Genomic DNA, 18,740 nt, shown 5'->3' with positions numbered 1-18,740 from the left:
CCGCCTCCGCAGCCGGCGAGCTGGCCCCCCAAATAGAAGCAGGGGCGGTTTGGGGCTACCAGCAACTTGCGATGGGGGTCTTCGGTCCCGCCGAGGATGCAACCCGCCGCAGCGCCGAGCTGGCCCGCAATGCGGGCAACGACTACGGCTGGGCGCGCGGGCTGTCCGCCATTGCCCTCGTCGTGGCCCTTCAGGGGAGAATCCCTGAGGCGATTTCGCTGCTGGACCAGGCCAGGCGGGTCTACCCCAGGTTCATCGAGGCGGTGGTGCTGGAGTGGTCGGCCATGGTCAGCTGGTTCGCCGGCGACTACCCGGCCGTCATCAGCTTCACCGAGCAGGCGCTCGCCGCCAACCCAGGGGGATTGAGCCGGCGGCGCGGCTACGCACTGCCTTTCGCAGCGGCCGCAGCGGTGGAGACCGGCCGCCTCGCGGAAGCGGAGGTCTTCGCCTCCAAGGCCCGCGAGCTCTACGGAACCAGCACCTGGTCGTTCTGTGTCGATTTCGCCTCGTGGGCCGAGGCACAGGTTCTGGCCGGCAGGGACCGCCTCGAGGAGGCCGGCGCGGTGCTGGACCCCGCGGCGAAAAGCATGATCGAGATGCAGGCCCGGCCCTGGGTGGCACCCATGGTGCTGGACCGCGCGGAGATCGCTTCGGTGACCGGCCGCCGGAAGGATGCCGTGCTGGCCGCCGGGGAGCTGGACCGGATTGCCGAGGAGGTCGACCGGGACATGTATCGGGGCCTGGCCCACCTCGGCCACGCCTGGGCTTTGCTCGACGACCGAAACCCGCAGGCGGCGGTTGCCGCCGAGGCCGCCGTGCGCCTTTTGTCGGGGACCGGGTGCCAGGCGTTTCTGGCCCGGGCTCACTACGTGCTGGGTCGTTCTCTGGCCGCCACCGACCGGGAGGAGTCGGTCAAGGCGTTAGAGCGAGCGGCGGCGCTGTTCGAGGAGTGCGGCGCAGTGGCCCGCAAGCAGAGGACCCTGCAGGCGTTGGCCGCCTTGGGGACCAGGGGTAGACGGGCCGCGGCGGGCGCTCGGGGGAAGACGTCGCTGACGCCGCGGGAGCGCGAGGTTGTGCGACTGGCGCAGCAGGGGATGACCGCCAAGGAGATCGGCAAGGTGCTGTTCATCGGCGCCCGGACCGTCGAGACCCACCTCTCCAACGCCTACGCCAAGCTCGGCATCAACTCGAAGATGCATTTGATGGGCATCGATCCGGAGAATCCGAGCTAGCGCAGCGTAAGATATCGAACTGATGTTCGATATAGAAACCCTTACTCCCGAGCAGCGGACCGCTGCCACCTACGATGCCGGGCACCTGCTGATCGTCGCGGGGGCGGGGACCGGGAAGACCACCACGCTGACCGCCCGGCTCACCCACCTGCTGCGATCGGGCGTCCCTCCGGAGCGCATCCTAATGCTCACCTTTAGCCGCCGGGCCGCGGCCGAGCTTCTCAACCGTGCCGAGCAGATGACCGGTGAGTCGACGGCCAGCACCTGGGGAGGAACATTCCACGCGGTTGCCAACCGGATGCTGCGCCGGCATGGGCGAGCCATCGGGCTGGAGCCCTCGTTCACCGTCCTGGACCAGACCGACACCGCCGACTTGCTGGCATTGGTCCGCAAGGAGCTCGAGGGCCCGGCCGAGGACGATCAGTCCGAGGCGCCGTTCCGTCGCCGAGCCCGCAAGCAGACGCTGGCCGACATCCTCAGCCGGTGCGTGAACACCAACTCACCGCTGTCGCAGGTTCTTCGCACCACGTTTCCCTGGTGTGCCGACGAGAAGGCCGAGATCCGGGCCGCCTTCGAGGCCTACACCGCCCGGAAGCGGGAGCGGCAGGTCCTGGACTTCGACGACCTGCTGCTTTTCTGGAACGCCCTGCTCAAGGTGCCGGATGTCGCCCGGATCCTGCAGTCGCAGTTCGACCACATCCTCGTCGACGAGTACCAGGACACAAACCCGCTGCAGGCCGACCTCCTGGAGGCGATGGCCGGGGGAGGGGCGACGCTGACCGCGGTCGGGGACGACGCCCAGGCCATCTACTCGTTCCGGGCGGCCACCCACCGCAACATCATGGAGTTCCCGGCGCGCTTCGGCTCCGAGGTCGTGATGCTCCAGCGCAACCACCGGTCGACGCCGTCGCTGGTTTCGGCCACCAACGCTGTGATCGCCGAGGCTTCGCTGCGCCACCCCAAGGAGTTGTGGTCGTCCCGGGACGACCGGGGGCGCCCGGTGCTGGTGCGCTGCGACGACGAGTCCGATCAGTCCCGGCAGGTGTGCGACCGGCTGTTGCACCACCACGAGCAGGGGACCAAGCTGCAGGGACAGGCGATCCTCGTGCGGGCCGCCCACCACTCGAGCCTGCTGGAGATGGAGCTCACCGCCCGCAAAATCCCGTTCATCAAGTACGGTGGCCTTCGGTTCCTGGAGGCGGCGCACGTCAAGGACATGGTGTGCCTGATGCGGCTGATAGAGAACCCCCGGGACGAGCTGGCGTGGTTCCGGGTGCTCCAGCTGATCGACGGCCTGGGGCCCGGCGCCGCCCGTCGGGTCACCGCGGGGATCCTGGAGGAAGAGAGCCCCGACGAGGGATTGGTCGATGCGATTTCCCGGCTGCCCGAGGCCCCGCAGACAGCTGTCCGAGCCCTGGCCGAGGCGCTTGCGGAGTGCCGCAGCCTGGGACCGGAGGCACCCGGCGCCGCGGTCGAGCGCGCCAGGTCGTGGCTGGACCCGGCGGTCACCGCCCGGTACCCCAACTCGGGCGCCCGCATCGCGGACCTGGACCAGCTGGGCCGGCTGGCGGCGGCAAGCTCCAGCCTGCGGCAGTTCCTGGCCGACCTGACGCTCGACCCACCCAGCTCCACCAGCGACCTGGCCGGCCCGCCGCACCTGGACGACGACTTCGTGACGATCAGCACGATCCACTCGGCCAAGGGGTGCGAGTGGGATGTGGTCCACGTTCTCCACGTCACCGACGGCCACATCCCGTCCGACCTGGCCACCGGAGACGCCGAACAAATCGAGGAGGAGCGCCGCCTCCTCTACGTTGCCATGACCCGGGCTCGCAACCACCTCTACACCTACTCGCCGCTCCGCTACCACTTCCGCCCGCACGGACGGGACGACGGCCACGGGTACGGCCAGCTGACCCGCTTCTTCACGCCTGCGGTTCTGTCGTGCATGGACAGCACCAGCTCCTCTCGCACGCCGGTCGCCGACCCGGAGGATCCCGCCGCCGGCGCTGCGACCGGGATCGAGGCTGTCGACCGGATGGTTGCGGCTTTGTGGGACTAGTGCCTTGCACGGCACCTGGGAACCAACCGGCCCGGAGCACCGTCAAATGGGGGTAGATTGGCAGAGTCCACCCGCAGGAGGCCCTCATGCACAAACCAGGCCGGCGAACCCTAATTGCGGCATTGATCGGGATCTTTGTCCTGGCGTCGTTGGCGGTGGCTGCGGCTTCCGGGAACCTGGGCGGAGGCGACGACGACTTCCAGGTGGACTCCGCCGAACCGTCGTCCACCGGAGATCCCACCGGCGAGGGGAACGCCGCCGCTACTGAGCCGGCCCTCGTCGACCCACCGGCAGGAGGGGGCTCGGACGCCAACCCGCCGGCTTCAGGCGGGAACGCGTCGTCACCGGCCGGTCCGGACACCCCGGTCAGCTCGGACGACACCCCCCGGCCGGAGCCAACCGTAATGGTCGACCCGCCGTCGGCGTTCAGCGGCATCCGTAACTTCGAGCAGTGTGCCGCCGCCGGCTACCCGGTCATGGAGTCCTACCCCGAGCAGTGCCGCACCCCCGACGGCCGGCTGTTCGTCCGGGTGATCGACTAAGCCTGGAAGATCCCGCGGCTGCAGATTTCCCTCTATCTATTTTTTCCCGGCTTGCCTACAATGTCCCCCCACTTCACGCTGCAGATTCACTGAGGGGTCCGCCAGGCCATGGGAAGAAACGCCTCTTTGAGGCTCACTCCGGTTGTTGGAATCCTGTTCCTGCTGGCCGTCGCGGCAACGGTGTTCGCAGCGTTCACCCTCTCAGACGAGGCGCACTGCGGCTCAGACTGTTCCCCGGCAAGGTTCGGTAGCAGCGTCTTCGGAGCCGCCGGGCACCCGGGCTCCGGGGCTTCGGGTGCGGACGGGGGCGCCGGTGGGTCGATCGGCGGGCTGGCCGGCGGTGCAGGGGGCTCCGGCGGCGCCGGGACGCCGGGCGCCAACGGGGGCTCCAGCTCCTGTACCGGCGGCTGCAACGGCGCTCCGGGGGGGAGCTCGGTAGGCGGCGCCGGTGCCGCGGGGTCTGCCGGAACTTCTGTAGTGGGCTCCCCGGGAACCGCCGGGACACCGGGGACCGCCGGGACGCCGGGGACCGCGGGTGTTCCGGGGACAACGGAAACCGTCCAGCCCCCACAGGCCGCCGCTCCCGGTGGGGCTTTGGCGCCTCCTCCGGCGGGAACCCTCGAGCTCGTTCCACAGGGCATCGTGCCGGCGAATGAGTTGCCGGTTGAAACCGCCGAGCCCCAGGCGAACGGGGGTTGCGCCGGCTTGGGTTCGCTGCTCAGCCTGCTGGGTCTTTCAGAGCTGCTCGGCCTCTGTTGAACCGAGGCGCTACAGTGCCTCATGGACTCCGATTCGAGCTCCGCACCAACCCCTAAAGGCTGGCATCGAGGTTCACCTCCCTCGGCGTGGGTGGTCAGGTTCGCCGGCCTGGTGCCGCCAGGCTCCACAGTGCTGGACCTCGCCTGCGGCGCCGGCAGGCACACCCGTTTCTTTGCCGAACGCGGCCACCCGGTGGTTGCGGTGGACCGGGACCTCCGGGGGATCGAGGACCTTCGGGGGAACCCGTCGATCGAAAGTCACGAGCTCGACCTGGAGGACGGCGGACCGTTCCCGTTTGCGGGCCGCACCTTCGGGGCGGTCGTGGTGGCGAACTACCTGTACCGGCCGGTGCTGGGGAACCTCGTAGAAGCTGTTGGGCCGGGCGGGGCCCTCATCTACGAAACCTTTGCCCGGGGCAACGAGCGGTTCGGCACCCCGAAGAACCCCGACTTTCTGCTGGAGCCGGGCGAGCTGCTGGACGTCGCCCGCCCGGCACTTCAGGTCGTGGCGTACGAGGACCTTCAGGTCGAAGAGCCCAAACCGGCGGCCGTCCAGAGGATCGCTGCGGTTCGGAGGTAGGTCCTACTCCGGACGGCTGTTGTACTGCTCTTCGGAAACCTTGTCTTCCAGCCACTCGGTGGCGCCGCCGGTGGTCAGCGACAGGTGCGTCATCGGGCTGTTCGGCCGGGCCCCGTGCCAGTGCCGCTCGCCCGGGGGGGCGTAGACCACGTCGCCGGCCGAGAACTCAGCCGTCGTCCCGTCGTCCTTCTGCACGATCCCGGCGCCGTTGACCACGTAAAGCACCTGGCCGTCCGGGTGGGTGTGCCAGTCGGTGCGCGCCCCGGGCTCGAACTGGACGGCCAGGGCGTTCAGGCCGTCCGGCGTGGCGTGGCTCAGGGGGCCGAAGAAGACCTTCCCGGTGAAGTGGTCTGCCGGCGCCGGCTCCCAGGGGATGTCCTCGGCTCTGGTGTGTTCCATGGGGCCCCTTTCTGCAGGACTGGATTTCGAGGGACCACCCTAACGCCGTTTACCGCAACAGCCCGAGACTCGACTCCAGGAACCGGCAGAGGGTGTCGACGGCGTGGGAGAGCCTGCCTTTCACGGGTCAGGACCGGTAGAGACTGTGATAGAAGCCGGCGCCGACGTCGTTGGCCGTCGTCGCGGCCTTGACCGCAACGCCGGAGTCCACCAGGCTACCGTCGCCCAGCTGGCCCAGGGCGTTCCAGCCCCAGCTCCAGACCGTCCCGTCTTCCGCCAGCGCCAGGTTGTGCAGTGAGCTGTTCGACGATATCCAGGCGATCTTTCCGAGGAACTGGGTGCCCGTCACCTTGGGGCAGGCAGCGTTGCTGCCGCAGTTGATCGTGACCGGCGTGACTCTGTCGGGGCTCACTGCGCCGCCCGCCTGCTGCTGGGCGTTGATTCCCCACGCCAGAACGGACCCGTCGTTCCGAAGCGCCACCGAGTGGGTCCAGCCTGCGCTGACCCGGTAGGTGTTCGTAAGGCCGAAAACGCTGACAGGAACCGTGCGGGTGGTTCGGGAGCGGTCGCCGAGCTGGCCGTATCCGTTCCAGCCCCATGCCCGAGCGGTACCGTCCTCGAGCGTCGCCAGGCTGTGATAGCCCCCGGCGGCCACCGAGGTCACCTTGGTCAGGCCGAGCTTGACCGGAACGGGCCGGTCGACGGTGGTGCCGTCGCCGATCATCGAAAAGGCGTTGAAGCCCCAGGCCCAGACCGTCCCATCCCGCTTGATCGCCAGGTTGTGGAACCAACCTGCGGAGACCTCGACGATGTCGGTCAGGCCTGCGACCTTCACGGGGACCGTCCGGTCGACGGTGGTGCCGTCTCCCAACTGCCCGACTCCGTTCCAGCCCCACGCCCAAACCGTGCCGTCCTTCTTCAAGGCGACCGTGTGCAGGTAACCTGCGGAGACCGAAGCTACGCCGGTCAGGCCGGTGGGCTGGACCTGCGTGGAGCTGTCGAGCAACGTCGCGTTGCCCAGCTGGCCGTAGGCGTTCCAGCCCCAGGTGCGAACGGTGCCGTCGCTCATGGCAGCGGCGCTGTGAAGAAGCCCGCCGGCGACCTGGACCGCACCGGCGTTGAACGAGATCCCCGGAAGCGCCTTGATCGCCTCTGCCGGACTCCCTCCGAGCTGGCTGTAGGCGTTGTAGCCGAAGCCGCCGACCGCCGACCCCGACTGGGACGCGTCGGAGACCTTGATGCTGTAGACGTTGGTGACCGCCGGGGTGAAGGTGGCGGGCGTGTTGAAGACCTTTAGATAATGCGCTCCACCGGTGCGGGCGCGGAGTTCGACCACCGCGTGACCTCCCGGGGCGGGCACGTTCGATGCCAGCATCTTTCTGCCATTGCCGGCGTAGACCTCGATGGCGGGGGTGATCGGCGCGGCGTGGTTGACGATCTCGACCCGGTATCGCTGGTTGGCCGTCGCCTGGAAGTACATCCAATCCTGGTCCCCGGCGAGGCAGAAGGTCCGGGCGGCGGCAACGCCGGTGGTCAGCGGGCGAGCTGTGGCGTAGGTCTCGTCCGGCTCGGAGGACTGGTCGGGGCACACCGGAGCCGAGCCGCCGCCGTCTGAGGCGAGGAACCGGTTGTTCGCAGTGTTCCACTTGGTCGCCAGGTAGCTGCCGGACGGCGGACTGCTGTGGAAGTAGTCGTCGTAGTTGCAGTCGAACCGGCTCCAGTCCCGGCTGGTGGTGGGGCAGGCGATCTGCATGGACGGGTAGTTGGGGGAGTCGGAGTAGCACATGACGTCGTACTCGTCGGTGCAGTGGTTTCCTCCGCTTCCGTGGGGGGCGGAGTTCTGGACTCCTCCCATGGTGTGCATATGCTCGTGGGCTGCGATGTCGCCGCTCCAGCAGCCGGAGTCGATGCGGGCGTAGTCCGGTCCCTGGTTGTTCCAGTTCTCGGCGCCCGGGCGGTCGTCGCCGACCATGGTGCCGACCCCGCACAGGACGTTGGCGTCCATGAAGATCATGTACTTGCGGTCGGTGCGGTCGTAACCGGCCTGTTCCAGCTGCGAGATCGTGGCGCTGAGGTTGTCGTCACCGCTTGCCGACAGCGTCAGGTTCAAGACGGTAGGGGTGCAGGTGTTGTCGTGGACGAACCGGATGCGGCGGAGGCCGCCGGTGTCCTGGGCGCTCATCCGGTAGATCTGGTCGGCCTCCCACGCCCACTGGAGGAACGACGCTTTGTAGGTGGCGTAGCGGTCCGCCCTGTCGGAGGCACGGACGTAGACCACCTGGGTGCGGAAACCTGTGGTGCCGTCCCCGTCGCAGGTGAAGTTCGGGGCGCCCGGCGTCAGCTGGGTCCCCTCAGATGCGGCGGCGCCGAACTCGGCGGCGGGGGCTATCGCAACCGGCTTGACCGACTTGTGAATTTGTTTGCCGTGGGGGGGCGGGTCCTCGCCGTGGCTGCACTGGGCGGTTGCCTTCTCGACGACCTTCAGCCCGTTCCTCCGGCACAGATCCTTTATCCGCTCGGCCTCAGCCGCTTTGGGACTCACGGCGAGCGCAGGGGCGCTCGGTGCAAGGGTTGCGACGACCGAGATCAGCATGGTCACCAGGAGAAACCTGCGGAATCCGAGGATTCGGGACGCGTTTGGCAAGAGGTCGGTCGGACCGTTCATTTAGCTGCCTTTCGGAGGGCTAAGACAGCGCATGTATCGGCAGGAGGGCCGACTAAGTTAAATAGAGGCCAAAGAAAATTAGAGAATTCTCAGTTCATTCGGGGCCGAAAGGGCGCCGGCCGCCTCCCGGCTCAACTTTCAAGCAGCCGCTTGAGCTCGTTGAGGCGCTCCGCCCAGAAGGCCTTCATCCGGCGGGCCGACCCGGGGTCGGCCAGCTTTTCGTGGGCCAGTGCGATCTGGCTCTTGCCCTCTGCCTTGGCGACGAACCCGATGGCGACCCGGCCGTCGCCCCCGTCCCACCTGCCCCGGATCGACTTGTGGGGCGACGAGGTGGTGATCTCCAGGAGGTCCTGCGGCAGCCACCGTGAACGCATCTCGGCGTCGTCCACCGCCCGGAACAACGATTCGACCGGCACGTTCACGGTCTTGCTGGCGCTGACCGAGTAGGCGCCGTCCCGGCCCTGGCCGGGCACCCGCAGGCCTCTTGCCTGTTCGTAGGAAACCGTGATGCTCTGCGCCCACCAACCGGCCACACCTTGTTCTCCGGTGAGCCAGCCCGCGATCTCCGAGTGCTTGCGCCCCTGTGCGCCCCATGCGTCGAGCAGGGCGAACCACGAGTCCCAGTCCCGGCCGGTCTTTGCGGCGACCACCTCGGCGGAGACCCGGTTCTCTGAGACTCCGGTCGAGGACGTGCCCGCAGGCGTTTCCGGGCCTGCCGCCGGTTGGGGTTCCGCCTGCCGTTCCGAATGCGCCAAAAGCTGGCGCCTGGCGGCGGTGTAGCTTTCGGAGGTCTTTTCCATGCGGGTGCGCACCCGGCGCTTGAAGGTCTTCTGCTTGGTCATCTCGTGCTCCCGTCCCCAACGAAGCTTCGAGACCCACGCTCCCGCCGCCCCGCTGGACAAGGGCATCGCTGACCAATCCCGAGAGCTCGAAGCCCCCTTTACCCCACGAGCCGGCGCGTGGGCTCCGGATAGGGGTCGGGCGCGGGACGCGCCGTTGGTTCGATTTTACTCCCCGGTGGGGCTCCGGAAAAGACCTGAACCGCGCAATAGGGAAGAATCAGACAATCGACGTTGAGAGGAAGTCCATGACAGGTAAATGGGTTCGATTGTGCGTGCTGCTCCTTGCGGTTGGGCTTCTGGCGCCGGCCTGCGGCGGCGGCTCCGATTCCAAAGGCGAGTCGACCCCCAGCGCTCGGGCCACCGAAGCCGAGGAATCGCCGCAGGCGAGGGCGATCGCCGACGCCGACTGCCTGGAGTATGCGAACTCGTTCGCCGGCTTTTCCCCCGACCCCGACCAGCCGTTGAGCCCGTCCAGCTTCACGAAGATTGCAGAGTTCATGGAAAGCGTCGCCGACAAGGTGCCCAACGAGGTCTCGGACGACTTCAGGACCCTCGGCAACGCCTACCGCACTTTCGCCGAAGGAGCCGGGGACCTCGACTTCACCAACCCGTCCGCCATCGCGAGCATCACCCCTGAGCAGCTGCAGAGGATGGAGGAGTCTCTGGCGAAGCTGGACACCGAGGAGGTCAGAACCGCGGCGGCCAACATCGAAAAGTTCGTCCAGGAGCACTGCCCCGAGGGCTAGGCACCCGACCGCCGGCTGGCGAGGTGGGCGGCAATCATGCCCAGGGAGTTCGCGGCGGCGTGCAGCACGAACGGCGCAACAATGCCGCCGGTCGCCACCCTCAGCCAGGTGAAGGTCAGGCCGGCGGCGCCGGTCGCCACAACCGCAGCCGCCAGCTTCCCGGCCACGGCGTACCGGCTGGCGCCTGCAATCCCGCCGTTCTCCTCCATCCGGTTGTAGGCCGGGGCGAGGTGCCACAGGCCGAATACCACGCTGGACCAGAGCGCCGCCTGGAGTTCGCCTCCTTGAACCAGCAGCCCGAACAACACGCCCCGGAAGATCAGCTCCTCGGGCAGCGCCGTCCCCAGCGGTATCCGCAGCAGCGTCCGGTAGGCGAGGCCGGCCCGGCCGACGCCGGCGAACCTTTCGTCCGCGACCCGCTCGGCGGCCCTTCTGCTGAGTACGGCCAGAAACAGCGGAACGGACGCCGCCACCCCCAGAGCCAGTCCGATCGCCGCGCCGCCGCCCTGCCCGGGCCCCAGTCCAAGGTCCTCACGGTCGAGGCCGCCCAGGGTGACGCCCACCAGGGTCACCGCAGCCGTAAGCGCCAGGTTCAGCGGGACGTAGAGCCGGCCGTGGAAGGGCGGCCACCGGTTCAGGCCGTTGTTGTATGCCGCGAGCACGGCGGCCAGCGCCAGAAAAGTCACCCCTTCAGTTTCGGGCAACACTCGGTTATAAGGTTCTGCCCGGCCGGGCACACCCAGATCGAAGGAGGTCAGCTTGATCCGTCGCACGGCAGCAGTAATTTCGGTTCTATTTCTGGCGTCCTGCGGAGGCAGCAGCTCGCCGGAGCCGAGCCAATCACCCACCTCACAGGCGACCCGTTCGCCGGTGCCCACCGTGACGATCGACTGGTCCGCTCGTCCTGCCGAGCCCGTCGCTCTGGCCGGCGGGTTCAGCGTGCAGGGGTGCCCCGGCGACGCGCCCTTCCTCTGTGTCTCCCGGGCGGGAGATGCGGTGGGGTTGGTGGAGTACCTCAATTTCCCGGTGTCCCCCGGCGCCACCGTCGACGCTCTGATCGAGGACGACAACCGCACCTTCACCGAGGACCGGGAAGGAACATGCCCTCCCGAGTTCGAGGTGAAGACCGAAAAACCATCGGATGCTGAGGTCGGGGGGAGCGAAGGAAGGCGCAGCGGGTACTCGGTGGTGGACGGCGACGGCCGTACCGTCGAGCGTTACGTGAAGTACTGGGCGGTCGAAAGCGGCCGGGTGCACCTTGTCTCTGCCGAGGCCCAGGAAGAGGGCACCTGCTCCCCGGGGGACGGAGCGGAGTTCCGGGACGCCGTTCTCACCGACTTCGAGCCGTCATTTGCTGCCGTCGCGGAAGGCAGCCGCTTCCCTGCGGAGGCTACCCCGGATCCTGCGGAATGACCACCGGGAGGTTTCTAAGCCTCCAACCCCACATCCCGCCGTCGAGGTTGTGGGCGTCGAACCCCGAGTCCTTCAGGATCTCCTCGCCGGAGCCGCTGCGCTGCCCGGTCTCGCAAACCAGCAGAATCGGCCGGGACCGGTCCAGGTCGTACATGCGGTGGCTGAGCTGGCCTATCGGAATGTGGACCGCCCCCGGCAGGTGCCCCTCCTCCACCTCGTAGGCCTCCCGCACGTCGATTATCAACATCTGGTCCAGCTGCCTGGAGGCGGTGAGGGCGTCGATGGGACTTATCGGGCCGGGTCTATTCGGCAGGGCATCGCCTGGTGCGGCCTGAGCGTAATGCCGTTGAACAGTTTTACGTCGCCCGGCGGGGAGGTGAACTGGAACGCCCTCACGAGGACCGGGGTCATGACTATTGACTCCAGCATCGAGAAGTACTGGCCGATGCAGGCCCGGGGCCCGCCGCCGAAGGGGAAATATGCGTAGCGGTGCCGGGATTTTTCCTTGTCCGGCGTGAACCTCTCCGGGTCGAACAGCTCCGGGTCGTCCCAGAAGTCCGGGTGCCGGTGCGTCACCCAGGCGCTGAGCGCAGCCACCGAGCCGGCGGGGAGGCGGTAGCCGCCGACGACGTCATCGTTCACCACCAGACGGGGGATCACGTAAACCGCCGGGTACAACCGCATCGCCTCCTTGATGGCCATGGTCGAGTAGGTCAGCTTCGAGGTGTCGGCGTGGTCGGGCAGGCGGTCGCCCAGCACGGCGATTGCCTCGTCGCGAACCTTTTGCTGAGCCTCGGGGTGGAGTCCGAGAAGGTGAAGGGTGAAGGTCAGAGAGGTTGCGGTGGTCTCATGTCCGGCCAGCAGGAAGATCAGGGCCTGATCCCGGACCTCGGCATCCGACAGGCCCTGCCCGCCCTCCGGGTCCTGGGCGTTCAACAACAGGCTGAGCAGGTCCTCGGACCCGCTGGGCGTAGCCCTGCGATCGGCGATCAGCTGGTCGACCACGTCGTAGATCTCGTTCGCCGCCCGGTCGACGTGGCGGTTGCCCGGTGTCGGCCAGTGGTGGGGGATGTGGACCGGAGACAGGCTTCGCGTGAAGGCCTTCCGGCTGAGGTACGGGACGTTGTCCTTGAGCACCGGGATGATGCGGTCCACGTCGGTGCCGAAGAGCGCCCGGCAGACCACCCGCAGGCTGAACCGGGTCATCTCGGAATGGAGGTCCACCGTGCCGTCCTTGTTGCGCATCTCGTTCCACCGTTCGATGAGCCCGGCGCTCTCCTCCGACATCATCTCGACGTACCCGGCAACCCGCGAGTGCGTGAACAGAGGCTGGACGAGTCGCTTCTGCCGGCGCCAGGTCTCTCCTTCGCTGGTCAGCAGCCCGTTGCCCACGAGGGCGCGGAGTTCGTTGTAGGCGGCATCCTGCTTGGAGTAGTTCTCGGCACCGGAGGCGAGCACGTGCTGGATCCCATCCGGGTGGGCGATGCCGTAGGCGACCACCCTCATCGGTCCGGGCGGGCCGGCCACGTAGCGAACGACGTCGCCGAACTCACGGCGGCCGTCGAGAGTGGTGTTCAGGAAGTCGCGGAGCAGATCGATCGCGGACCCCACCAGGGGAAGCCCCTTGGGGCCGGGGGCCTCGGTTGCTGTGCTGGACTCGGTTATCGCCATGAACTCTCCGATTTGCGCTGAAGCAATACTCCCACACAAAAAAGGCCCGGCTCCCAGGGGCCGGGCCTTTCCTGCGGGATCGAAGCTTTGTTCTAGGCGGCCTCCTCCAGGGAGGGGGCGGTGTACATGTCACCGAGCGTCGCTTCCATGTCGGCGACAGTGAAACGGCGTGCGGTCGCCGGGAGCGGCAACTCGTCGACCGGTGTCGGATCCGGCTCATCCGCGAAGTCCGGTGCGTCGGGATCTTTGGGAGCGGTGTAGAGGCCGCCGAGGGCGGCTTCGAGCTCTGCGGTCGTGATTCCATTGGTTTCCATCTGCACCTCCAGGGGATCGAACGAACAAAGCCGGCCGGCTTGGGGTACTGCGGGGGACCCTCCAGGCGGGTCCCCCGTGCTGCTATTTGAAGGCCTTTTGTGGGTGCTCCTGGTAACCACAGTAGGGACAGCAGGTTTCGTCGCCGTAACCGTGAGGCTAATTGACGGTAACCGCCGTGCTACCGCTTCTTAAGTCCAGAAACCCCGCCTTCACTCGGTAAAGCCCCGCGGGCCGGTGGCCGACCCGGCTCTCCCACCTGCCGGTCGGCTCGATACCACCCTGGGAGTGCTGTGAGGCGCCTGAAACGCTGGATACTCTCTTCGGACCGCCAGCCTTGGGTAGGATGGTTTGTTGCACCCAAGCCCTCGTAGCTCAGTGGATAGAGCACAGGTTTCCTAAACCTGGTGTCGGACGTTCGATTCGTCTCGGGGGCGCCTCTGTCGATCGAAAGCTAGCGCCGGAAGAGCTTGCACTTAAGGATGCCGGCCTTGTGTAGGCGCCAGCGCACCATGGTGAGAAGGGTTGCCAACCCGTACTCCAGGTTGGCCTTCAGGGAGGTCGAAGAAGCTTCCGGGTGGTACCGGGTCCGGATCGGCACCTCCACCAGCCGCTGGGAGAAGGCGACCGACTGGGCGATCATCTGGGAGTCGAAAACGAAGTTGTTCGAGTTTCTGAGGAAGGGCACCAGCTCCAGGAACCGCCGGGAGTAGGCGCGGTAGCCGGTGTGCAACTCGCTGGCCGAAGTTCCGAGGGCCAGGTTCTCCGCCGCAGTCAGCAGCTTGTTGGCGACGAAGCGGTACAGCGGCATTCCGCCTTTCCTCGCCTGGCCCGGCTGAAGCATCCGGCTCCCGAGCACCAGGTCGGCGTTCCCGGCGAGTATCGGGGCTATCAGGTCGGGAATGACGGCTGCGTCGTACTGGCCGTCCGGGTGCAGCATGACCACGACATCGGCTCCCAGGCGCAGGGCTTCGAGGTAACAGACCTTCTGGTTCCCGCCGTAGCCGACGTTGTGGGGAAGGGCGATGATCTTGAGGGGCAGCGTCCGTGCGATGTCGACCGTTTCGTCCGAGCTGCCGTCGTCAACGAGCAGCACCTCGTCGACGCAGGATGCGGGGATTGTCTGATGGGTGGAAACCAGCGTCCCTGCAGCGTTATAGGCTGGCATGACCACCATGACCAGGGGCGACTCGTGCCGGGAACTCAAGCTGCAGACCGTCCTTCGGAAGGTACGGTGAGGCGGTTTTGAGGGTAACCGGCGAACGTATCGTCACGTCCAGCGGGGGGTTCAACGCCAGCTGGCAGAGGCACGCCGCCTGCTACTCGCTCGCGGCACAGTTCCTCGACGGGGGAACGGTGCTGGACATCGGTTGCGGCACGGGCCACGCTCACGTGCTGCTCGCGCCCCGACGGGTGGTCGGGTTGGATCTCGAGCCCGAGCCCCTCGGAGCCCTGGCCGGACCGTGCGTTGCGGCAGACATGCGCAATCTGCCGTTTGCCGGCGATCGATTCTCCTCCGTGCTCTCCATCCACTCGATCGAGCACATCCCGGACCCCGAGCCCCTGCTTGCGGAATCGGTGCGAGTGCTCCGGCCGGACGGCGTCGCCGTCTTCGTCACGCCCAACCGCCTGACGTTCGGGATGCCCGATGAGATCATCGACCCCTACCACTACCGGGAGTACGACCCCCTCGAGCTGGAAGCCGTTTGCCGGGAGCACTATCGCCGGGTCCAGATATACGCGCTCTTCGGCTCCCCCCGGTACATGGATTTCTTCGACGACGAACGCCGGCAGCTGAGGTCCCTGCTCAGGAAGGATCCGCTCCGTCTTCGCAAAATCCTTCCCCGTCGGGTCCGGCAGATCCTCTACGACTACAAGCTGACCCGCTCCCGCATTCGCGAGGGGAGTCCGGGGTCGGAGTTCACGACCTCCGATTTCGAACTTCGGTCGGACCGCCCGGAAGCCGGCCTGGATTTGATGGCAGTCTGCAGCCGGTAGCGAGCTCAATTCTGCGGCCCGCTCGATACCCGTTCGAACAGCGCCGGCCCGGTGGTTCCTTCCGTGCGCCTCCACTCCGGGTTGGCTCCACCGACTATTTCGGCGGCGATGGGATCGTTCAAGACGGCTTCGTCGGCGTAGAAGAGTCCGATGTCCAGCTGCGCTAGGACTGCATCGAGGTCACCCCCTGCCACCGCAAGCGGGCGCACGGCGGTCCAGTAGTCGACGATCTTGCAGTTGGAGACGGACAGGTACCGGCACAGATCTTCCCGGTAGCCCGGCACGGATGTACCGGTGACGCTCAGTTCCTCTAAACGAGGTTCGAGGCTTTCGTATCTTTCCTGCAGGGGCCGCGAGCCCTCCGTATAGGGCGTCGGGGCGAGGACAAGAACCGCCAGGACGACCAGCGGTACTGCGGCGGCCAGGAGATCGCTCGAGCGGAACACCCGAAGGAACGTGAACGCCGAGAACCCGACGAGGATCATCAGGAGCAGGGTGAACGAGAACATGTAGCTGGGCCGCGGCCTCTGCTGGATCATCACGACAACCACCCCGATCGCCGGTGACGCCAATGCGAGCAGCGGCCACCGCCGATCACCGATCCAGTCCCTCCAGAACCGGCGATCCCCGAGGTACGCCCAGGCGCCCCCGAGAAGCATCAACAAACAAACGACCGACAGGATCCATGGGAGCGTCTGGTTGAGAGGCACCGTCACGTAGTCGGGGTTTTGGCTGCGGGAGGTCCCGTTGAACAACGCCAGCTGGATGCCGTTGGGCACGAGAGCCGCGTTCCACATGACGTAATCCAGCACCGCGTCGGGGTTGCGGCGAACGCTCTCGGTGAATCCCGGGCCGGACGAGCTCTCGTCGCCGGAGTGGAAGGTGGATGCCATCAACCCGCCGCAGTCGGTGAAGGGGTTGCCCGGCCACTCCGGGTTTCTCTGCTTGTAGCTGAAGGCGTAGGCCTGGCAGAAGTTCACCCTGGCTCGTTCACGGAAGATATCTGCGAGCTGGGGGAGCTGAACGGTCGACCGGGTGTAAAAGAACGCCACGACCAGCGCCGCCACTGCTGCGCCGGCCAGATAGGGGCGAAGAAGCCGCAGGAATCCCCCGCCGCCTCCGCTGCGGCGCGCCTCCCGCAAAAGAGCCCAGAGGCAGAAAATCCCGAAGACTGCGGTAGCGAAGATCATCTCGTTGCGCACGAGCAACGTTGAAGCGCCGAAGATCGCAAGAGCCGCCGCCCTGCGGCCGTGGGTCGGGTTCGAAGCCACCAGCAGGACTGCGGCAAGTACGGGGATGAACGAGAAGAGATGTACCTCGTAGAGGGTGTCGTAGTTGATGGGCAGAACTGCCCACCACACGGCCACGAGCCAGGCGGCGCTCGCCGGGAGCAGTCGGCGGGCTACCGCCGTCACCAGGACGGTGACGGCGAAGACGACGATCATGCGGTGGACCAGCGTGGCCACCACCGGGTCACCGGCGAATTTCAGGACCGTTCCGTAGTACGCCGTGTAGAGCGGCGACCAGAAGAAGGCGTTTTTTAGCGAGTCTGCCCAGACCTGAGCGACCGTGAAGTACCCGGACGTGTCGCCGTACGGGAGATCGCGTCCGGACCAGAACTCCCACACCACCCTCAGCTGGATTGCCAGGACGCTGAGGTAGCAGAAGATCGGAGATGCGACGAGGCGAGAGAGGGCCGGCAGCACCCCCCGGCGGCTCGGTTCGTCTGCGGTTTCCCTGGGCATCCAGATCCTGTGTAGGGGTTATGGGCAGAGGCGGACCGATCCTACAGTCCGGCTCCGGCGCAGTGGTGCGCCAGTGGTGAAAAGCACGCCTACGATCTAGGCTCTGCCCATGACGCGATTTCGGTCAGTAAGGGTGCTTGCTGCCGTGCTTCTACTGGTCGTGTTTTCGGCGTGTTCGAACGACGACCCGGTGGTCCTGGAGTCCCCGACCCCAACCGGCACCTCCGGGCCTGCGACCCCGACGCCGGATGCCTCCACCACCCCGTTACCCGCCGAGTCGATCGCGGCCGGCCTACTGGACCTGGCGGACGGCCGCCACCCGGCGTACCTCACCGAGCTCAGCGTCCCGGAGCGCAAGGCGACCATCGACGTGATCCAGATCCTCTCCGGGCAGGAGGCGGTCGACGCCTTCAAACGGGACAACCCGGGTGAGAGCGACCTCCCGAACGACTACTACATCGTCAATGCCAACAAGAAGCTGCGGACCGGAACGCTTGCGCCGGAGGCGACGGTGAAGCTGGTGAAGCTGGCTCAGGACTCCAACGCCGACCTGAACGACGCAACTCTGCAGGAGATGGACGCCTACCTGAAGACGGTAGACCGTCTGGCGGTGCCGTTCTGGCTCACGGTAGCCGGAGGGCGTATCACTGCGATCGAGGAGCAGTACCTGCCTTAGTTGGCGAAGACTATCCAGGCGTTTAGGGCGGTCGCAAACAGGACCCACCCGAGATAGGGCACGAACAGCATCCCGGCCGTCGCGGCTGCCTTCCGCAGGTGCCACCAGGTTGCGGCGACCGCCACCACGACCAGCAGCAGCACCACCAGCCCGGCCTCCGGCTGCTGAAGTCCGAAGAAGACCGGAGTCCAGGAGGCGTTCAGCGCCAGCTGCGTCCACCAACCACGAAGGGCGAGCGTGCGGCTCCGGGAAGGCTCCGCCAGCCAGGCGCGCCACCCGGCGTACCCGATCATCAGGTAGAGAAGAGTCCAGACGGGGCCGAACACCCAGGAAGGCGGGTTGAAGGGCGCCTTCTCGAGGTTGTTGTACCAGGGGCCGACCGTGGTGAAAGGGATGCCGATCAGTCCGGCCGTCTGCGCGGCCGCGATGAACAGAGCGGCCATGAGCCCGCTTCTGGTCCGATGTCCCGTAGCTAGAAGTCCCAACGCGTGGGCGAGCCGGTGAAGTTCTCCTGCTCCAGCCCGAAGACCCGGGCCGGCTTCACCTTCACGCAGGCGTTCACCTCGGGATCGAGGAAGTCCAGCGTGTAGTTGGTCTGGTACTTCATGTTGATCCGGTTTAGGAAGATGGCCAGCAGCGCCCGGTTGTCGACAATCTCGGCCGTCCCCTCGACTACCACCGGCTCCTGGGCGTCGTCGGTGGTGACGCTGCAGGCGGGGTTGTCCCGGAGGTTGAGAATCTTGCGGGATTTGCCGCTCCCGCTGAACCAGAAGGAGCCCTGGTTCCAGGCGCCCCACACCGGCATGACGTGGGGCCGGCCGTCCGGCCGCACCGACGCCAGCCAGTAGTCGTGGCTGCGGGTCAGCCTGCCCTCGGCCCAGGCCCAGGGAAGCAGGCCGCCGCCCTCCTCGGGACCCTTGACCCCGTAGCCGGGCATGTACGGGCGCTTGCTGGAGACCGGCTTGTCCGGACGGGGCGCCGCAACGCCCGCCGGCCCCCAACCGCTGCCGGCTCCCGGTGGTTCCCAACCTCCACCCTGACTTACCATGTGCTTCAGCCTAGCTTTCTCGGGGCGTACACGTGGCCCTTCGGCCCGATT

The 18,740-nt window shown here is 67.0% G+C and carries 20 protein-coding genes and 1 tRNA gene; 10 read left to right on the top strand and 11 right to left on the bottom strand.

The genetic code is table 11. The annotated features are described in order from the left end of the window. The 5 genes from VFV09_12575 to VFV09_12555 form a co-directional block, all read left to right on the top strand. On the top strand, positions 1-1,232 hold a 1,232-nt coding region (locus tag VFV09_12575; protein ID HEU4868547.1), incomplete at its 5' end, for a LuxR C-terminal-related transcriptional regulator. Between the two features lie 22 nt (positions 1,233-1,254). Next, positions 1,255-3,294: an ATP-dependent helicase gene (locus tag VFV09_12570; protein HEU4868546.1), complete on the top strand. Its 2,040-nt coding sequence runs from the start codon at positions 1,255-1,257 to the stop codon at positions 3,292-3,294. Positions 3,295-3,380: 86 nt separating this feature from the next. Next, positions 3,381-3,836, top strand: coding sequence for a hypothetical protein (locus tag VFV09_12565; protein HEU4868545.1), 456 nt, complete (start codon positions 3,381-3,383; stop codon positions 3,834-3,836). Positions 3,837-3,944: 108 nt separating this feature from the next. Beyond that, entirely contained in the window at positions 3,945-4,595 is a 651-nt protein-coding gene (locus tag VFV09_12560) for a hypothetical protein (GenBank protein HEU4868544.1), read from the top strand. 21 nt (positions 4,596-4,616) lie between these two features. Then, on the top strand, positions 4,617-5,174 hold the full coding sequence (locus tag VFV09_12555; protein ID HEU4868543.1) for a class I SAM-dependent methyltransferase: 558 nt from the start codon (positions 4,617-4,619) through the stop codon (positions 5,172-5,174). 3 nt (positions 5,175-5,177) lie between these two features. Here the strand turns inward: VFV09_12555 and VFV09_12550 are convergent, their stop codons facing one another. From VFV09_12550 to VFV09_12540, 3 genes are all read right to left on the bottom strand, one after another. Beyond that, positions 5,178-5,573, bottom strand: coding sequence for a cupin domain-containing protein (locus VFV09_12550; GenBank protein ID HEU4868542.1), 396 nt, complete (start codon positions 5,571-5,573; stop codon positions 5,178-5,180). A 127-nt stretch (positions 5,574-5,700) separates the two neighbouring features. Further along, positions 5,701-8,238 (bottom strand): hypothetical protein, encoded by a 2,538-nt coding sequence (locus VFV09_12545; GenBank protein ID HEU4868541.1) that lies wholly within the window; start codon positions 8,236-8,238, stop codon positions 5,701-5,703. A gap of 131 nt (positions 8,239-8,369) precedes the next feature. After that, positions 8,370-9,080 carry a hypothetical protein gene (locus tag VFV09_12540; protein ID HEU4868540.1) on the bottom strand — a complete coding sequence of 237 codons (711 nt, stop codon included), beginning with the start codon at positions 9,078-9,080 and terminating at the stop codon, positions 8,370-8,372. Between the two features lie 245 nt (positions 9,081-9,325). On the opposite strand from VFV09_12540, the gene VFV09_12535 reads away from it, so the two are divergent. Continuing rightward, positions 9,326-9,826 (top strand): hypothetical protein, encoded by a 501-nt coding sequence (locus tag VFV09_12535; GenBank protein HEU4868539.1) that lies wholly within the window; start codon positions 9,326-9,328, stop codon positions 9,824-9,826. On the opposite strand, the gene VFV09_12530 is transcribed toward VFV09_12535, so the two are convergent. Next, positions 9,823-10,512, bottom strand: coding sequence for a CPBP family intramembrane glutamic endopeptidase (locus tag VFV09_12530; GenBank protein ID HEU4868538.1), 690 nt, complete (start codon positions 10,510-10,512; stop codon positions 9,823-9,825). The genes VFV09_12535 and VFV09_12530 overlap by 4 nt on opposite strands. Positions 10,513-10,585: 73 nt before the next feature. Between VFV09_12530 and VFV09_12525 the strand changes: the two genes are divergently transcribed. Next, positions 10,586-11,239, top strand: a complete 654-nt coding sequence (locus VFV09_12525; GenBank protein ID HEU4868537.1) for a hypothetical protein — start codon at positions 10,586-10,588, stop codon at positions 11,237-11,239. Here the strand turns inward: VFV09_12525 and VFV09_12520 are convergent. The 3 genes from VFV09_12520 to VFV09_12510 all read right to left on the bottom strand — a co-directional run bounded on the left by VFV09_12520 (position 11,217) and on the right by VFV09_12510 (position 13,224). Beyond that, positions 11,217-11,486: a rhodanese-like domain-containing protein gene (locus VFV09_12520; GenBank protein HEU4868536.1), complete on the bottom strand. Its 270-nt coding sequence runs from the start codon at positions 11,484-11,486 to the stop codon at positions 11,217-11,219. The genes VFV09_12525 and VFV09_12520 overlap by 23 nt on opposite strands. 41 nt (positions 11,487-11,527) lie before the next feature. After that, positions 11,528-12,910 carry a cytochrome P450 gene (locus VFV09_12515; GenBank protein HEU4868535.1) on the bottom strand — a complete coding sequence of 461 codons (1,383 nt, stop codon included), beginning with the start codon at positions 12,908-12,910 and terminating at the stop codon, positions 11,528-11,530. A gap of 92 nt (positions 12,911-13,002) precedes the next feature. Continuing rightward, the gene (locus tag VFV09_12510) at positions 13,003-13,224 is read right to left on the bottom strand and encodes a hypothetical protein (GenBank protein HEU4868534.1); all 222 of its coding nucleotides are present in this window, start codon (positions 13,222-13,224) and stop codon (positions 13,003-13,005) included. A gap of 362 nt (positions 13,225-13,586) precedes the next feature. Here VFV09_12510 and VFV09_12505 point away from each other — a divergent pair. Further along, positions 13,587-13,659: transfer RNA gene (locus VFV09_12505), tRNA-Arg, on the top strand. A 17-nt stretch (positions 13,660-13,676) separates the two neighbouring features. Here VFV09_12505 and VFV09_12500 read toward each other — a convergent pair. Continuing rightward, positions 13,677-14,429, bottom strand: a complete 753-nt coding sequence (locus VFV09_12500) for a glycosyltransferase family 2 protein (protein HEU4868533.1) — start codon at positions 14,427-14,429, stop codon at positions 13,677-13,679. A gap of 38 nt (positions 14,430-14,467) precedes the next feature. Between VFV09_12500 and VFV09_12495 the strand changes: the two genes are divergently transcribed. Further along, the gene (locus tag VFV09_12495; GenBank protein HEU4868532.1) at positions 14,468-15,220 is read left to right on the top strand and encodes a methyltransferase domain-containing protein; all 753 of its coding nucleotides are present in this window, start codon (positions 14,468-14,470) and stop codon (positions 15,218-15,220) included. 5 nt (positions 15,221-15,225) lie between these two features. Here the strand turns inward: VFV09_12495 and VFV09_12490 are convergent, their stop codons facing one another. Next, on the bottom strand, positions 15,226-16,965 hold the full coding sequence (locus tag VFV09_12490; protein ID HEU4868531.1) for a hypothetical protein: 1,740 nt from the start codon (positions 16,963-16,965) through the stop codon (positions 15,226-15,228). Between the two features lie 109 nt (positions 16,966-17,074). On the opposite strand from VFV09_12490, the gene VFV09_12485 reads away from it, so the two are divergent. Then, positions 17,075-17,641 carry a hypothetical protein gene (locus VFV09_12485; protein HEU4868530.1) on the top strand — a complete coding sequence of 189 codons (567 nt, stop codon included), beginning with the start codon at positions 17,075-17,077 and terminating at the stop codon, positions 17,639-17,641. On the opposite strand, the gene VFV09_12480 is transcribed toward VFV09_12485, so the two are convergent. Then, entirely contained in the window at positions 17,638-18,084 is a 447-nt protein-coding gene (locus tag VFV09_12480) for a TspO/MBR family protein (protein HEU4868529.1), read from the bottom strand. The two genes, VFV09_12485 and VFV09_12480, sit on opposite strands and share 4 nt — an antisense overlap. A gap of 29 nt (positions 18,085-18,113) precedes the next feature. After that, a complete protein-coding gene (locus VFV09_12475) occupies positions 18,114-18,689 on the bottom strand; it encodes a pyridoxamine 5'-phosphate oxidase family protein (GenBank protein HEU4868528.1) in 576 nt (191 codons plus the stop codon). Between the last annotated feature and the right edge of the window lie 51 nt (positions 18,690-18,740).

This window comes from Actinomycetota bacterium (assembly GCA_035759705.1).
Lineage (GTDB): Bacteria > Actinomycetota > CADDZG01 > JAHWKV01 > JAHWKV01 > JAJCYE01.
Note: the sequence above shows the minus strand (reverse complement) of the source record. Positions and strands in the feature narration are given on the sequence as shown.

Coding starts and splice junctions, on each gene's coding strand:
- VFV09_12570 (HEU4868546.1), top strand. CDS start 1,255: ATGTTCGATATAGAAACCCTTACTCCCGAGCAGCGGACCGCTGCCACC.
- VFV09_12565 (HEU4868545.1), top strand. CDS start 3,381: ATGCACAAACCAGGCCGGCGAACCCTAATTGCGGCATTGATCGGGATC.
- VFV09_12560 (HEU4868544.1), top strand. CDS start 3,945: ATGGGAAGAAACGCCTCTTTGAGGCTCACTCCGGTTGTTGGAATCCTG.
- VFV09_12555 (HEU4868543.1), top strand. CDS start 4,617: ATGGACTCCGATTCGAGCTCCGCACCAACCCCTAAAGGCTGGCATCGA.
- VFV09_12550 (HEU4868542.1), bottom strand. CDS start 5,573: ATGGAACACACCAGAGCCGAGGACATCCCCTGGGAGCCGGCGCCGGCA.
- VFV09_12545 (HEU4868541.1), bottom strand. CDS start 8,238: ATGAACGGTCCGACCGACCTCTTGCCAAACGCGTCCCGAATCCTCGGA.
- VFV09_12540 (HEU4868540.1), bottom strand. CDS start 9,080: ATGACCAAGCAGAAGACCTTCAAGCGCCGGGTGCGCACCCGCATGGAA.
- VFV09_12535 (HEU4868539.1), top strand. CDS start 9,326: ATGACAGGTAAATGGGTTCGATTGTGCGTGCTGCTCCTTGCGGTTGGG.
- VFV09_12520 (HEU4868536.1), bottom strand. CDS start 11,486: ATGTTGATAATCGACGTGCGGGAGGCCTACGAGGTGGAGGAGGGGCAC.
- VFV09_12515 (HEU4868535.1), bottom strand. CDS start 12,910: ATGGCGATAACCGAGTCCAGCACAGCAACCGAGGCCCCCGGCCCCAAG.
- VFV09_12510 (HEU4868534.1), bottom strand. CDS start 13,224: ATGGAAACCAATGGAATCACGACCGCAGAGCTCGAAGCCGCCCTCGGC.
- VFV09_12490 (HEU4868531.1), bottom strand. CDS start 16,965: ATGCCCAGGGAAACCGCAGACGAACCGAGCCGCCGGGGGGTGCTGCCG.
- VFV09_12485 (HEU4868530.1), top strand. CDS start 17,075: ATGACGCGATTTCGGTCAGTAAGGGTGCTTGCTGCCGTGCTTCTACTG.
- VFV09_12480 (HEU4868529.1), bottom strand. CDS start 18,084: ATGGCCGCTCTGTTCATCGCGGCCGCGCAGACGGCCGGACTGATCGGC.
- VFV09_12475 (HEU4868528.1), bottom strand. CDS start 18,689: ATGGTAAGTCAGGGTGGAGGTTGGGAACCACCGGGAGCCGGCAGCGGT.